We start from the raw sequence: 14,697 nt of genomic DNA, 5'->3' as shown, positions 1-14,697 counted from the left end.
AACGCTGGTTTCATCGAATTGCTACTGAAAAGCGGTGAAGAACTCGTAGGCTTCGGCCATGAAATCGCGGATTTCTTCAGGCTCTCTATGGCTCACCTCCATGTCGGTGAACAAGTCGCCGCTTGCATCGACTGACACCGCGGGCTGTTTGGAAAACAGGTCGAGCATCGGCGAAAAAAAGCACCTCGTATTGCCTCTTCGTCGCTCGACTTCAGCACAAACATTTACGAGAAAGTAGGGCGCTCGTCGAAGTCGATGTATTGGAAGCCGAACTTCGAACCAATCCTATCGACAGAGCCCTCGGGCGATAAAGAGACGCTGGAAAATTGCAACGAAGTCGATTCCATTGCGACGAGGGGATAGCCGTTCGTGTAGGGCTGCTGCCGCTGCCGGGTCGTGTATTGGTAATCGTAGATTGTCACTCTTGTAAGTTCCGTCTCAGCCGTCATGACATTCTTTATTTGTCGACTGTGACCACGATTGTAAAGAGGGAACTCACGCGGCCATTTGAGGATGGTGCCGTGATTCTTAAATTTTTATAAAGATCTGGGTCGGCGACCCAACTGGCGAATCCATTTTGAAACTGCCACTCGCCGCGTTCTGCAAGTCGCCGATCAAGCTGTGCGTCCGTAAAGTCGTCGACCAATTCTCCAGCCGCAACAGAAGAGGTGACAAAAAGCAACGGAGAGTATTGTCTTCATGGTCTGGATTGAATTCCGAAGTGGTTGAGCTGTGAAACAGCGTGATTGACTACTTCTCTCTCGGTTTTCCCAAAATCCATTTTATAACTTCTGGCGTTAAGTTCCTTTTGACCTGAATCTTGTGTTCGCCATCGGGATTGATGGTGAAACTGACATCCGCTCCAGCCTCACGTGCCATCCTAACGAAGCTTTCACCACGTTCTAACGCAACCCGTTGATCGTCCTTGTTGTGAAAACCATGATCAGTAGACCTTTCAGCGTATGGTCGTCCGGAACAGTCCCTCGGAAGCCACCTTCGATCACAATCGCTGATTTGATCAAGTCACCTTTGTCCACGGCGGTGCTGTAACAGACCCGCTGCCAGCGCTGTACCCAATGATTGTGATTTGTTTGGGATCGAAGTCGTAATTCGCCACGACGTTGCTCATAAACTTCTGGAGGTCTTCTGCGGAGAGACTGCCACTTTTTTGCCGCTTTTTGGTGTAAAGAAATAGTACGAATCTCCATTCTGAGAAAGTGCCTGTTGCCATTCAATCTCTTTCTCCGCAGGCGGGAATTCTTTGACGCCTCCGCCAGAACCATGGCAAAAGATCACCGCCGGCAATTTCGTCCCATCAGGTTTGTTGCTGACCTTTCTGAGCTGGTACCGATACGGAGACTCCAGGTGGCCGGCTTCGTCGCCTTCGTAATCCTTGCCGCCTTACGAAGATTGATCAAATCTGGGTTGCGAGACAGTGCCTAGCCTGAGAGGCGAGGAATCACGTGTTGGCGACGGCGAGTTGCGATCCTCGAGTGTTGCGAACGAATAAGAGGGGCGAGCTGTCCTGGTTAAAAGCGCAAACGAGGTATTGTGTATTGGTGCTCGCTCACACATCGGGTTAGATGAAAGATTTGAAGTCTGGCGACTTCTTTCAAACTTGGGATCACAAGAGATGAAACTTTCGGCCGTAACTCTCCCAACATCGTGCATGGCTGCAGCAGTACGCTTTTACACGCATTTAGGTTTTGCTCTGCATCGCGGCGGCGAACAGGCTTCGTTCACGACTTTTCAGGTTAGTGAGCAACACGTCAATCTTCGCCTCATTAACCCTGATGCGCCGACGCCTGTCGCATCGCTGATTATCTTCGCGGTTGACGATGTTGATGTGCTGTACCAATCGCTAGTCGACAAAGGCCTGAAACCTGAATTTGAGCCAAAGGATGCCGAGTGGGGAGAACGCTATTTTCATCTCCGCGATCCCGAAGGAAACGAATTGAGCTTTGCTCAGAGAATTCGTCGCGGATAACGGAGGTTTTCTCAAAACTCAAAGTCATGAGATTGAAACGGGGCTAGATTCTTCGGCATTTTTCCATCGAACTTGAGGCGTACTTTTTCGTCTGAACCGCAGGTCACGCGGTCTCCCGTTTTTGCGATACTGTGGTTTGTTGCTTAAAACATTTTTCACAGTCAGCACTCTCTCAGCACATTTCGAGTCGTGTCGTTTCTAGACTGCGTGGAAAGAATATCGGCGACCGTGTGATCGACAAATTGCTGAACCGAAACGGTAATTTGTTGGTTAGTGTTCATCTCTCGCTAAGTTCACTTCCAACTTGGCGACGGAGTTCGACCATGATCCGCTGCTTTTCGCTCAGGTCCGAGTTTTCAGCGGTCTGAGTTTGTGCCGCGGAGGTTCTGTTGGAGTGACTGGTTGCGGCCGATGTCGGTTCGGCGAAAGTGCTGCCTGAAAGTGCGGCTAACAGCGACAAAGCAAGTGAACGTTTCATTTTTTATCTCTAGGTTGAAATGGGGTTCCGAAACACGAAAACGGCCGATCCTAGCGAAGCTTGGCAGAAGCTTGGCAGAAGCTAGTCAGGCGTTCGATATAGGAGTCGCATACCTTGGACCAATCGGATTGTCGGCACGAACAAATTCTTGGCGATACTGCTTTCCTGGCTAGAAAATGCTGACGCCGAGCGAATTTTCCGGTCTCGGGTGAGCTCGTTGGCGTCCAACCGCTACACCAGCTGGATAGAATTTGAGCGGTCCGATCAAATGCTGGCCAGCCACGGTCGAAAACCTAAGAATCTCTTCATTAGAACCATCACCATCAAAATGTTTCCCGGTAGCTGGGCCAGGTCTTAGCTATTGTGATGGGCATCACATTCACCGCATTGTTGACTGCTCAACAATTGTCGTGTTTTGGCGCTTTGATACGGCAGACCAGCAGCAAAGTCCGCGACAGCACGGTCGCACCCGTTTGGGCGATTGACCCAAATGGCAATCAATCCACAGCAACCCGTTTTCAGTTCGTGGGTTAGCGTCGATTGACAGCAATGGGCTTCACTTGCGATGAGTTTTGGGATCCAACCTCCCAAACACACCATGCAAGGAAGCCCCCCGTGTACGATCAAACGTTTGATTCGTTTTGCGCCCGAGTCGACCACGCATGGTAATGCGGCGACCTCTACTCTGCCTCACTGATCTCGAAAGAGACGATCGAGTCAGGCTTCGGCGTAGCAACCTCTATTTTTGGTGCGGCCCGAATCTACGACACCCTCGTCACCTTGTGGGTGTTTGTGTCGCAGGTCATGAGCATTCACCACGACTGCGGATGCGCAATTGCCAAACCTATCTCTTATCGAGTCGCCAATTTTCAGCGGGCCTGCTCGGCGAAGACCGGTGCGGATTTTGTCGCTCGGATTTGCTCGTTGCATCTTTGATGCATCGCCTGGTCACCTGCGGTGGCCAAGCGATTGAAGCGACGAGCCCCGATCTGTGGCAGGGGCACCGGGCCATCACCGCCGATGAGGCAACGGTGACGATGGCTGACACTCCCCCAAAAAAACAAGCTGAGTACCCGCAACTGACCAGCCAAGCACCAGCGTGTGGGGTCCCAATCTTACGCGTCATTGTGCTCTTTGCGTTGTCGACCGGCCTTGTCCCGGAGATGGCGATGGGGCGGTACAAGGGCAGACTCGCTCATGAGGTAAGCTTGTTCCGGCAAGTCGACCAAATCATCGAAGAAGCCAAGACGCGACTACAAATCAGGTGTGGCGTAGTACTTTCGCGGATTAAGTGCCGTTGATGTCGGGTCCGTCTTCTTTGATTCGTGCTTCGGTGCGATTGCTGTAAATGACGACGGCAATGTGTCCGGGCTTCGTTTCGTCGGGCGAGTGGTTAGCGGCGATGACAAGTTTACCTTGCGCGGCAAACTTGTTTTCGAGGACTGGATCGCTAATGGTTTCCAAGCCGATGCTGAGACCTGCATTTGATACAAGCCAATCGTACTGCGCATCGGCGAGCAAATTTGCGGATGCTGGGGCGGTTCCAGGATTAGCACGCCAAGGTGGTGCGACACGGCGGCGACGAAGGAACTGTAGTGCGTATGGTAACCGAGGTTTCCGACGGGTTTGCCATTTGGATCGCCCGTGAGCCAGTCGACGTGCTTGCCAGCAAGCCAGTGATGAGTGACGTCGAGTTGTTTGAGCGCTGATTCAATGCGTTCACAGGTTAATGTTCGCCGATGGTCATCGGTTCGCCGCCGGTCACAGCAAGTTGGCTGGAAAGCAAGGCGATGATGAGAACCAATAATCACATGATGGATTTCGGCATGGGTGATCAAAGCTCTGGCGAGTTCGGTTACCGGTGGTTCGCTAGCTACGAGTAAGATGCAGATTTGTCCAGTGACATGCCAAGGGATTCAAGCCTGGATCGCAACGTTGTTCTTGTGATGCCCAGTCGTTTGGCGGCTTGAGTGAGATTGCCATCGGTATACTTTAACACTTCGGCGAAGATTTCCTTCTCGGCAATGTTAACGAGTTCACGGTGGATGTCGTTGCTTCCTGAGGCAAGTCGTTTACGGGTGAGCGCGGCAAAATCTAAGCCGGTCGTAGCCGAACTCGGTAGACTCTGGTCCGCTCCCGAATCCAAGCTTTCGCGAGTTCGGCTACCGCACTCTCGTACTGAATCCGGCAAGTAAGCAGGCACGATCACTGGGCCTGTCGCTTCAAGCAATGCGTGCTTCATTGCACTTTGAAGCTCACGAACGTTCCCGGGCCATGAGTAGCCGCTAATCACGTCGACGGCTTCAGCGGCAAAGCCGTCGATTTGTTTGTCTATTTCCTTCGCGAATCGTTTGAGGAAATAGCTCGCCAGTAGTGCGATGTCGTCGCCTCGTTCTCGTAGCGGTGGCAAATTGATCGTGTAGACGTTAAGCCGATAGAACAGATCGCTGCGGAATTCTTTGTCTTCGATCGCTTGTTCTAAGTTACGGTTCGTCGCGGCGATGATCCGGGCATTGGTGCGAATCGTTTCGGTGCCGCCAACCCGCTCGAACGTTTGATCTTGCAGGACTCGAAGAATTTTCGTCTGCATCAGCGGCGTCATGTCGCCGATTTCGTCCAAGAACAACGTGCCTTCATTGCACAGTTCGAACTTTCCGACCTTCTTGCGATCGGCTCCGGTGAACGAGCCTTTTTCGTGACCGAACAATTCACTTTCGAGCAGGTTCTCAGGGATTGCGGCGCAGTTGATGGCGAGAAACCGTCCCGCCGAACGCTCGCTGTATTGATAGATCGCTCGGGCGATGACTTCCTTGCCGGTACCGCTTTCGCCAAGGATCAAAGCAGTGACGTTCTGCCGAGCGACGCGGCCAATCGAGCGATAGACTTCCTGCATCGCTGGGCAGTTGCCGATTAGCAAATCGTTCTCGCTATCGGTAGGCACCTCGTCCAAACTCGCATCAGGCACGACAGCGCGGACTCGCGTCATACGACTGGTTTCGGCGGCGTCCTCGATTAATGGGATCAGGGTCTCTGGGTCGAGCGGTTTAAGGAGGTACTCGAACGCTCCGCGTTGCATCGCTTCGATCGCGGTCCCGGCAGTGCCGCGGCCGGTCATCAAAATGATCGGAACTTTGGGGTCGATGCGGTGCAGTTTTTCAAACGTTTCCATGCCGGACATGTCGGGAAGCCGAATGTCGCACAGCACCACGTCGGGCGTGGATTGCAAAAACGCGTCGATACCCTTTTCAGCGGTCAGACATTTCGTGACTTCATGATCAGGAAACGCCATTTCGATCGATTCTAAAATGAGCGGTTCGTCGTCGATAACGAGAAGGTTTGTCATGTTTACTTTGAGTGCAAAAAAATGCGAACCGGATACATAAGCGAGAATGCACTGGATGTGTCTCGCTTATGATTTGATTTGTTCGATGATGTTGCGGACGAGTCGTAGTAGGTGGTCGTCTGTGTAAGGTTTGGGGAGGAATCCGTCGAAGTCGGCCATCTTTCCGCCTTCTTGGCCGGGGCGACGTAGGCCGCTGCTGGCGATCACTCGTGCTTGCGCATTCATGCGACGGATCGCGTTTTTGGTTTCAAAACCATCCATTCCCGGCATCATCATATCAAGTAAGACCAAATCAATCTTTTCGCCCTGATTTTGATAGATCGCAACGCCTTCGGCGCCACTGCTTGCGATGATGACCTTGTATTGACTCGATTCGAGTGTTTCTTGAGCGGTTTCTAAAATCAGGCGTTCATCATCGACTACTAAGATTGTTTCGCCTTTGCCAATTGGCGCAGCGTCTTCGTCATCTAGCTCAGCAATCTCGGCTGACAATGTTGATGACGGCAGATAGATTGAGAACTTGGTGCCGATGTCTGGTTCGCTGTAGACAGTGATGTCGCCGTTGTACGAGCGAACAATGCCCAGTGTCGTTGCCAAACCGAGACCCGTTCCTTTGTCCTGCTCCTTGGTGGTGAAAAACGGGTCAAAAATACGGTCGATGATTTCCTTTGGGATACCGTGACCGTTGTCGGCGACGGTCAATAGCACGTGCGGTCCAGCGGTCAAGAAATCGCTGCGATCCGCCCGCGATTGATCGACGTCAAAATCTCCGATCGAAATGTCCAGCCGACCACCGTTGGGCATCGCGTCGCGAGCGTTGATTGCCAAGTTCATGATGACCTGCGAAAGCTCGGTACTATCGGCGTCAATATTGCGAAGCTTTGCAGGGATTGTGACTTGCAGGTCAATGGTTTGCTGCAACGCATGACTGAGGATTTCTTCCAACTCTGACAGTAATTCTCGCAAGTCCAGTCGTGTCCGCTCGCCATCACCACCACTCGCGAATGAAAGAAGCTTCTTAATCATTCGTCCGCCACGGTCGGCGCTCGTAATGATGTTGTCCACCAAACGCTCTGGCGTCTTGCTACCACGCTTGAGCAGTTTGGCGCTCATCACGATTGGCGTTAGGACATTGTTCAGGTCGTGCGCAATCCCACCGGTCAGTCTGCCGATACTTTCAAGTCGTTGATTACGACGTTCCTTGGCTTCATCGCGCACACGGTCAGTGATGTCGATCAAGAACAACAATTTCCCGATGGGGGTCCCCTCATTATCTCGAATCAGTGAGCGGCGTTGTTCGAGAACGTATTCCTGGCCAGCTGGCGAAACCCAGGAACTTTCACTAATCGCTAGTCCCGTTTCGATTACCTTGATGCGATCTCTTTCCCATTGCTCGGTATCGACTGCCAAGAGGTCGCGAACCGACTGGCCTGCCATTTCTCGCTCGCTGATCCCCAGCAATGTTTCGGCCGAGTCGTTGCATGAACGAACTCGACTATCAGTGTCGCAGACCAGCACGGCATCGCTGATTTGTTCAAGGATCGCAGCGTACTCACGTTGTTTTGCTTCGTTTTTCTGAACGTCGCTCATGTCGCGGAACTTAACCGTGACCAGGGTATCGGTTGCCGTAATGGTTCGGACGGAGTTTCCGGAGGCTGCGAACTCGGTGCCATCCGCCCGAATCATCAGTTCATTGTCGAACTCATAGACTTGCAGTCTGGAATGCTGAGATTGATCTGCTCGCAACCTCACAAAATCGCGACGGTTTTCAGGAACGAAATCCAACAACGACCTGCCAACTGTTTGCTTTACGTCAACTCCCAAGATGTTTGCCGCTGCTGGATTAACAAAACGGATCGTGAAATCCTGGTCACGCGTGATGATGCCTTCAAAGGCCGAGTCAACGACGGCGGCGAGTTCCGCTTGTTGGGCTAGCAGTGCCACTTCCGCCGCATCGCGTTTCTTGCGGTCGTGGTACGCAGCGAGTGCGGTGGCCAAAATCAATGCGAGTGCGATCGTGTTTCCGACGGTTATCGTGGTCCGTGACATCGATGACAAATAGCTATTCTTCGATTCGGTGTCTTTCAGTTGCATGGTTTGATTCGCTACGATCTGCCGCGAAGCCTCACGTGCGGCTTCCATTGCCGTCTTTCCACGCCCCGATTTCACCAGCTCCAATACTTCGTCGCTGACGCGAGCGGCAGGTTGAATACGCCGCAATTCGATTGTTTCGTTCAGGTGCTTGAGCTGCTTTTGAAACGACTCGCGTAGGATGCCGACACGCGAGGCGGTATCTCGTGCTCCTTCAGAAAGCGACTCCAGCTCTTTCAGCTTTTCTTCAGCTTTTTCAATGCCTGTATGAAACGGTGTTAGAAATGTTTCGTCACCGGTTAACAAATATCCTCGCTGTCCGGTCTCTGCATCCTTCATCGCAGATAGCAATTGATCGGTTGCTTCACGAATCGAATACGAGCGGGCGACCAAGCGTTCGCTTTCACGTATCGCGAGCGTATTCAAATAGGAAACGATCGCAAACGCAGCAACGGCGATGAATGCGGCAGCGATCGCATAAGGCAGCCAGTAAGTGCGGTTGAGTGTTTTCATTTATTTAGGAATTGGACTAGCCAAACGCGTGCGCGAGTGTTGAAGTTCGCTAACGCGTCGGGTTAGTAGGTGAAATTTCAGAGGATTGTATCAGTTCATCTCGCAAACGGTACGCAACCTGCAACATAGCTCGACGGTCGTTGCCTCTCCACTTACGCATTGAAAAAGGCATTGGTGTTTTCCTGGCCACATCACGACAATCCACCGAACCATTGCAACGACTCTACGAAGATGCGGTGAGTCAATGGACGGGTTGCAATTGGAAGACCGTCTTCGGTTCACGGCAGCTGAATTTGAGTGGCATCCGGGCGCGACAAGCTCAGTTGATGTCCGATTCGACCTCCGGTTCTGAATCGGCTGCTTGGCTGGAGGCGACGCAGTTTCTGGAACGGGTGGAGATTGACGCCAAGGCTGCAAAAGCTGCAGCGAGCAAGGCCGTATCACTCATTGAGTCAGGGCATCTGTCCGAAGCATTGATCGAGGCTGAGCAAGCAGTTTCGCTTGAAAGCAAGCACCGCAACGCCGTCGCTTGGAAGCCGCTGCTTGACGCCATTGCCGCAATCGCAGTGTCGATGAGCGATGCTTTGCCGAGCAGAAATTAGCCAGGGTGACCAGGATTTGTCCGCTTTTATCAATTCTAGACAATTTTTTGTGCGAGTTTTCGTTTGGCACAGTCTGTGCGTTTATCTTGCTTACCAACCCGAACCTAGAGCGAGAGCATCTCTGATTTGATCCTCGCTCACGCGTCGGTACAAGAACTCTTCCCCCACCAAGAGAAAAATTATCATGTTGGTTCTAACGCGAAGAGAAAACGAATCAATCCGCATTGGCGACGACATTTTCATCTCAGTGACTCAGATCCAAGGTAATCGAGTTCGTTTTGCGATCGAGGCTCCGAAGGAAATCCGGATCGTGCGTGGTGAGTTGCAAATGACGACGTCGGTAGCCGAAGTCCCCACGACTTTGGTCGCGTCTATCGTCGCATCGATCCAAACTTCGGCGACTGCCGTATTAAGGTGATGAACACTCTTTTTCGTCTTCCCTTTACCATGACGATGTTAATCATTTTGATCGGTGCTGGGATCTATGGTCGCAGTCACGTCGGTTTGCTCAACGAGAACGTGCATCGCACTGCGGGTTACTCGATGCGATTGATGATCGAAGGCCAGGTGCATCGTGCATTCACGTCATTGTTTTTTACAGCCGGAGGCTGGCGGTTTTATAGTTCAATTGTGATGTTCGCCGTTGCGGTCGGATATGTGGAGGGGTGTTTCGGTCCGCTGCGAGCGATCGCAACGTTTTTCGCCGTCCATCTGGCAACGCTAGCCGTGATGACCATCGGCGTCATGGTTGCCAGCGTGATCAGCGAAACGCATCGCGGTAACTTGCTTTGGTGTGTTCAGGATGTCGGTCCTTCAGCCGGTTACTACGGATGCGTAGGCTTAGCATTCGCCACAATGGCATCGCAAATGCGATGGCCACTAGTAGTTGCGATTATCGTTGTGTTGTGCTTGCGAGCCACTTGGTCCTTCATTCACTTGCCCGAAGACGGGCGAATGCTATCCGCAGACCTCGCACACCTGATCGCTTTCCCACTGGGAATCGCATCCGCTTACGCTCCGAGTTAGTACGGCACTTTTGATTTCAGCTCCGACCGCACAAAGGAATAACAATCATGACTACAACTCAAGAACGAATCGGCAAGATGATCGTGGCCCTTAAGCAAGAACGCGACGAACTTCGCGTGCGCTTGCACCTTGGTAAAGAAAATTTTAAAGACGATTGGGATGTTCTCGAAGGAAAGCTCACTCAATTGAGTGACGATTACAAACCACTCCGCGAAGCCGTCGACGAAACTACCGAGGATGTTTGGGACTCATTCAAGCTGGTTGGAAGCGAAATAAGCGACGGTTTCAAGCGGATTCGCAAGTCGCTCTAGTTTCACTCAAAACCAACCCGACGCGCCAGCAAGGACCACCAGCCGAACACCTCCGCACGTCTCGATTCGGTCGTGGCATTCATCTAACGTCGTGCAGCTTCGGCGCACCGAGAGCACTCCATAAAGAGATTGCCATTTCAGGCCTCAAGCAATTTATGTCACCCGCTATGACTGGTTTCCAAATCATCGAATGGGACAACATCGTTTGCCGTCCCCTAGGCGAGCGGATCATTCATGTCGAGAGAGACATTGGTAAGCAACTCATGTCGACTTCCGGATGGCTGGCGTTTCAGATTGGCACGGAGTTCAATATTTGACGACTTCGGTTACGGTTTTCGCATTACTTCAGCCGGCCCGACCGAAGACCTGATCACACCCAGCGAGAAGTACACCTGCATCAACTCTTCAACGCCCATGTCCATGACTTAGCCATGATCGATGGAAATGAACATATTGAAACCTATCATCGGCACCGAATGCGACTCATGTCTCCCCCTCAGCGTAAGGTATACGTAGCCCGTATCGATGTTTTGACTCGAGGCCTACAGACCTTCGGCTTCGAAGCTTCGCTCTGTCGATGGCTTAGGATGTCCAAGTTCGCTCAGGTCCAGCGTGAAATTCTTCCCGTCGGTGACATTCAAATCGGAATGATCGGTCTGCTCGTAACGCACCCCTGAAAGTTCGGTCTCATCGGGCAAAACGTAAATGATGACGTTGTCGTTCAGTGGAAGAATCCGTGTTCGCTGAGTCTTGCTTCTCACAAAAGTCCCCACCTTGTTGTCGCAAACGAATTCGTAACCGTAAGCTCTTATGCAGCTACGATCGTATCGCTGAACCGTTCCAACAAAGTGCCGCCGCGCATCCGTTGTGTATCTTGTTGGCGTAATCACCAGAATCACTTCCCTCCGATCAATAGCGGGAATTGGCTTTGGTTCGGAATCGTCATCTTCGTAATCACTCGTCATTGAACGAAACTCGTGCGTGAGGATGGACGATATTGCGATCTTTAAAACACCAAGGATCACGCGTCCTGCAAACGAAAGCAATTGCGCGAAGATTTCCCTGGTGGTAATGAAGCTTTGTAGGCTACTTATTTGGCTTTCATCATTATGGATTCATTGCTTGTCCGAGTCGACTAGCCGGATTTCACTTTAACGCAATTGCTGCACCAGTGTGCAACTCTAAATTTTACCGACTTCGCTGACGACCGGCTGTTGAATTGTGTCGATCCACGGATCGCCGATGCCGTTTCGGCTGTCGAGCGGTTCGTGGAATTCCGTTGCAACGTCGCTACCGAAAAGCTGTCCGGTTTTCTGCAGCAGTCGGGAAAATAGTCGCGTTCGGTGTCGACCTCGCTCGCGATGTGGTGAGTGACCTGACAGGGGTATGGCCCAATCCGACTCGAGGGTCAAAGCTGGCTTAACCGATCCAACTTAGACGAGCGCCGGAACCAAGTTGCTCAGTTAACCAAAATCGGACATGGTTCCGGCGGCGCGGGTTGTTTTGGCTGGCTCCTCCATCGCGAGAACTTCTTCGCGACAAAGCAAGATCAGCCGGCTGACAGTCGCCTCGTCGTATGTTCGTTTTGGCATCGTATTCGCGTCGATCTCCAAATCACTCTCGATACCCAAGGCGTCTGCCTGATACCAATTGGCTGACTTCATGGTTGCAAGTAATTCTATTTTCGATCCAATCGACCTGACATTCAACGGATCCCAGGGATGCCTGAGCCGGGGTGAGCGATTCGAGGACCTTGGTCCATTCGTAGTTGCCAGTGTTCGACGGTTTCCCACATCAGGGGAGCCAGCAAATAGGCCAACGAGAGTTACATCAAAACAAAAATTCCAGTCGCCCGAAAAACATGATGTCTTCGTTTTGAAGGTTTGATCGTCGATAGACTTGGCTGAATCATTGAGTTGGATTCGAGACGACGACCTGTTCCCGCGCGTTCGAATTCTACGAGACATCGTCAAAGCACTTGCTGCATGGAATTGCAATGAACCGCATCTACCACTCGGCGCGGTTCACCGTCGTCTGTTACATGCGCGAATCAACGAAGAGTTGAAACTTTACGTCAATACCGGAGTTCGCCTGCAGCCATCGTTGTCATGATGGAAGGAGACTGCGATTGCAACGGATCTTACTTGCGTGTGCGGTGAAAGTTCTGTTGCGAGTCGTCGCGGCGGAAAAATATCTCGGTCGTCCAGTCCATGGCGACGCGAATTTTGCGGCCGAATCCTGGCATAATGCCAAGGTAAACTGTTCGCCATAGAAACCATGCGGGCAAGCCAGTTAGGTGCAAGCCGAAGACGTTTGCAATTGCTTGACGTCCTCCCAGCGGTGCCATTGTTCCTTTGTTGCGATAATTAAACGGCTGAGTCGGTTGACCTGACAGCAATGCGGAAAGATTCTCGGCCGCCGCGCGGCCTTCGCGAAGAGCGTGTTGTGCGGTGGGGGGATACGGTTTGCCATCCGCATCGGGATTCGAGGCACAATCGCCGATGCCCCAAATGTTGTCGTGTCCTTGAATTCGCAAGTCGCGTTCGCACTCGAGATAGCCGTGTGAATTGATCGGCAAACCGCAATTTTTTAAAAGCGACGGCGGAGCGACACCGGCGGACCAGATTACGGTGTGGGAAACGATCTCTGCGCCGCTTTCGAGCGTGAACGACGTTTCGCGAACTTCCGCGATACTTTCGTTCAAGCGGATGTCGACACCATTTCGTTTCAGGATCTCGCTCGCTTTTTCCGACATTGTGTCATCGAGCGTATCTAGTATTCTGCCGGAACGTTGAATCAACATTACTCGAATATCGGTTTCGTTGACGTTGCGATAATTCCGAATTGCTTCCTTCAAGAATGCGTTGAATTCGCCTGCTGCTTCGACGCCTGTGTACCCCGCGCCGACGACTGCAAACGTCAACCAACTTTGGCGATGTTCGTGATCGGGAGCCAAGTTTGCCATTTCTAGCATCCCAATTACTCGGTCTCTTAGCGTCGTTGCGTCAGCGAGTGTCTTCAGTCCAAAAGCAAACTCTTGGACTCCCGTTATCGAGGGCATTCGAGTGACACTGCCCATCGCTACCACCAAATGGTCGTAGGAAAGCATCATTCGGTCGCCGAACTCAGGCTGGACCGTGACCAGTTGAGAATTCAAGTCAATATTTTCGACGCTGGCCATCGCAAAATTGGCTGATCGCATAAAGCCGCGTAGCGGCACCACAACGTGTCGTGGTTCAAGTGCCGACGTGGCGGCTTCGACCAACATTGGCGTGAACGCGAAATAGTTGTGTGCGTTGACCAGCGTGATTTCAACGTCGCGACCGCGGACGAGTTTTTCAAGTCGTTTGACGCAATACGCGCCCGCAAACCCGCCACCGAGGACGAGAATTCTGGTCGTTTGGTTCTTCATCAACAGATTCTATTGGAAAAATGAACGAATATCGGTCGTCGCCGCACTCTTGAGAGAGTGAATGAATCTACCAATCCGAAGCGTTAGCGAGGACACACTGGATGAAGCCTTGCAGACGCGTAGGGTTGGTGTTGGCTGGTATTCCAAGCTCTGGCCGGTCGGCTTACGACGAATCCGCTCACGCTGTCGTCCCGGAATGCGCATCTCGAAACGGCAAGAAGTGCCCGGCCAGTAATCGTTCGATCGGGATCGAACCCATTCCATTCTTCACCGCCTGTCGCAGATCGCACTTGCGAACAATGGCCACTGCCACGCCCTGACTTGAAACCAAAAATTCGTCCACCGAGTCGCTTGACAGCCAACCTAGGACGTTGCGAGCGTTCCACTGAGCACTCACCACCGGCAAGGATTGCGATGGGATCGGTGCGATCTCTCGTCCCGATGCGTCCAGTAATGTCGACTTCGCAGGCATTGGTACCTCGCCCGACGTTCGATTCGCTATCGCTAGTTCCGCACCGGCGGCCAAGAAGACGAACCCGGCAACGAAGACCAGCAGGAAGTTGCCCGTCATCAAGCCAACCAAACCCAAACCGACCGCCGCGAACCGACCAACGCCGACGGCAACGCGAGTCGCGCTCCTGTACGGCATCGCCAACGCCAACATCGCTCGCAGCACGCGACCGCCGTCCATCGGAAAAGCAGGGATCATGTTGAACACGACTAATGCAACATTGACCCAAGCGAGTTTTGACAAAAAACCGATCACGGCGACAGGCAATAGAGATGCTGTTGCTATGATCGGCAGGCCAGGGCAATCGCACGTTCAAGTGCGGTTAAATCCGGCGTAAATGCCATCCAGGACGGCGTCATCCCATCCCGCTCGCATACGTTTGCCGCGAATGTTGTCTTTCACAGTAGTGTCGCGTTGCAGAAT

At 52.3% G+C, this 14,697-nt stretch carries 16 protein-coding genes; 7 read left to right on the top strand and 9 right to left on the bottom strand.

Annotated elements, in window-relative coordinates:
• Positions 1 to 21 precede the first annotated feature (21 nt).
• The gene (locus Poly59_RS29160; RefSeq protein WP_186775938.1) at positions 22 to 168 is read right to left on the bottom strand and encodes a hypothetical protein; all 147 of its coding nucleotides are present in this window, start codon (positions 166 to 168) and stop codon (positions 22 to 24) included.
• Positions 169 to 1,633: 1,465 nt separating this feature from the next.
• On the opposite strand from Poly59_RS29160, the gene Poly59_RS00065 reads away from it, so the two are divergent.
• On the top strand, positions 1,634 to 1,987 hold the full coding sequence (locus Poly59_RS00065) for a VOC family protein (protein WP_146533145.1): 354 nt from the start codon (positions 1,634 to 1,636) through the stop codon (positions 1,985 to 1,987).
• Between the two features lie 277 nt (positions 1,988 to 2,264).
• Here Poly59_RS00065 and Poly59_RS00060 read toward each other — a convergent pair whose 3' ends face one another.
• Positions 2,265 to 2,465 carry a hypothetical protein gene (locus Poly59_RS00060; RefSeq protein ID WP_146532066.1) on the bottom strand — a complete coding sequence of 67 codons (201 nt, stop codon included), beginning with the start codon at positions 2,463 to 2,465 and terminating at the stop codon, positions 2,265 to 2,267.
• Between the two features lie 935 nt (positions 2,466 to 3,400).
• Here Poly59_RS00060 and Poly59_RS29155 point away from each other — a divergent pair.
• Positions 3,401 to 3,766, top strand: a complete 366-nt coding sequence (locus tag Poly59_RS29155; protein WP_186775937.1) for a hypothetical protein — start codon at positions 3,401 to 3,403, stop codon at positions 3,764 to 3,766.
• On the opposite strand, the gene Poly59_RS29150 is transcribed toward Poly59_RS29155, so the two are convergent.
• The 3 genes from Poly59_RS29150 to Poly59_RS00045 all read right to left on the bottom strand — a co-directional run bounded on the left by Poly59_RS29150 (position 3,753) and on the right by Poly59_RS00045 (position 8,412).
• Positions 3,753 to 3,929: a hypothetical protein gene (locus tag Poly59_RS29150; RefSeq protein WP_186775936.1), complete on the bottom strand. Its 177-nt coding sequence runs from the start codon at positions 3,927 to 3,929 to the stop codon at positions 3,753 to 3,755. The two genes, Poly59_RS29155 and Poly59_RS29150, sit on opposite strands and share 14 nt — an antisense overlap.
• Before the next feature lie 409 nt (positions 3,930 to 4,338).
• Positions 4,339 to 5,808 (bottom strand): sigma-54-dependent transcriptional regulator, encoded by a 1,470-nt coding sequence (locus tag Poly59_RS00050; RefSeq protein ID WP_146532064.1) that lies wholly within the window; start codon positions 5,806 to 5,808, stop codon positions 4,339 to 4,341.
• Between the two features lie 66 nt (positions 5,809 to 5,874).
• Positions 5,875 to 8,412, bottom strand: coding sequence for a PAS domain S-box protein (locus Poly59_RS00045; protein WP_146532063.1), 2,538 nt, complete (start codon positions 8,410 to 8,412; stop codon positions 5,875 to 5,877).
• Positions 8,413 to 8,738: 326 nt separating this feature from the next.
• On the opposite strand from Poly59_RS00045, the gene Poly59_RS00040 reads away from it, so the two are divergent.
• The 5 genes from Poly59_RS00040 (at position 8,739) to Poly59_RS29145 (ending at position 10,668) form a co-directional block, all read left to right on the top strand.
• Positions 8,739 to 9,014, top strand: a complete 276-nt coding sequence (locus Poly59_RS00040; protein WP_146532062.1) for a hypothetical protein — start codon at positions 8,739 to 8,741, stop codon at positions 9,012 to 9,014.
• A 184-nt stretch (positions 9,015 to 9,198) separates the two neighbouring features.
• Positions 9,199 to 9,432, top strand: a complete 234-nt coding sequence (locus Poly59_RS00035) for a carbon storage regulator (protein WP_146532061.1) — start codon at positions 9,199 to 9,201, stop codon at positions 9,430 to 9,432.
• 29 nt (positions 9,433 to 9,461) lie between these two features.
• The gene (locus Poly59_RS00030) at positions 9,462 to 10,040 is read left to right on the top strand and encodes a hypothetical protein (protein ID WP_186775935.1); all 579 of its coding nucleotides are present in this window, start codon (positions 9,462 to 9,464) and stop codon (positions 10,038 to 10,040) included.
• A gap of 47 nt (positions 10,041 to 10,087) precedes the next feature.
• On the top strand, positions 10,088 to 10,351 hold the full coding sequence (locus Poly59_RS00025) for a hypothetical protein (protein WP_146532059.1): 264 nt from the start codon (positions 10,088 to 10,090) through the stop codon (positions 10,349 to 10,351).
• A gap of 167 nt (positions 10,352 to 10,518) precedes the next feature.
• Entirely contained in the window at positions 10,519 to 10,668 is a 150-nt protein-coding gene (locus Poly59_RS29145; protein ID WP_186775934.1) for a hypothetical protein, read from the top strand.
• A gap of 225 nt (positions 10,669 to 10,893) precedes the next feature.
• Here Poly59_RS29145 and Poly59_RS29905 read toward each other — a convergent pair whose 3' ends face one another.
• The 4 genes from Poly59_RS29905 to Poly59_RS00005 all read right to left on the bottom strand — a co-directional run bounded on the left by Poly59_RS29905 (position 10,894) and on the right by Poly59_RS00005 (position 14,541).
• Positions 10,894 to 11,112 carry a hypothetical protein gene (locus Poly59_RS29905; RefSeq protein WP_146532058.1) on the bottom strand — a complete coding sequence of 73 codons (219 nt, stop codon included), beginning with the start codon at positions 11,110 to 11,112 and terminating at the stop codon, positions 10,894 to 10,896.
• A 702-nt stretch (positions 11,113 to 11,814) separates the two neighbouring features.
• Positions 11,815 to 12,318, bottom strand: coding sequence for an LssY C-terminal domain-containing protein (locus Poly59_RS30020; RefSeq protein WP_146532057.1), 504 nt, complete (start codon positions 12,316 to 12,318; stop codon positions 11,815 to 11,817).
• Positions 12,319 to 12,491: 173 nt separating this feature from the next.
• Complete coding sequence (locus Poly59_RS00010) at positions 12,492 to 13,763, bottom strand: NAD(P)/FAD-dependent oxidoreductase (protein WP_146532056.1); 1,272 nt, start codon at positions 13,761 to 13,763, stop codon at positions 12,492 to 12,494.
• Positions 13,764 to 13,941: 178 nt separating this feature from the next.
• Positions 13,942 to 14,541 carry a site-2 protease family protein gene (locus tag Poly59_RS00005; RefSeq protein WP_390621411.1) on the bottom strand — a complete coding sequence of 200 codons (600 nt, stop codon included), beginning with the start codon at positions 14,539 to 14,541 and terminating at the stop codon, positions 13,942 to 13,944.
• Positions 14,542 to 14,697: the final 156 nt, after the last annotated feature.

This window comes from Rubripirellula reticaptiva, from assembly GCF_007860175.1.
GTDB lineage: Bacteria > Planctomycetota > Planctomycetia > Pirellulales > Pirellulaceae > Rubripirellula > Rubripirellula reticaptiva.
This window is presented reverse-complemented; position numbering and strand designations above follow the sequence as displayed.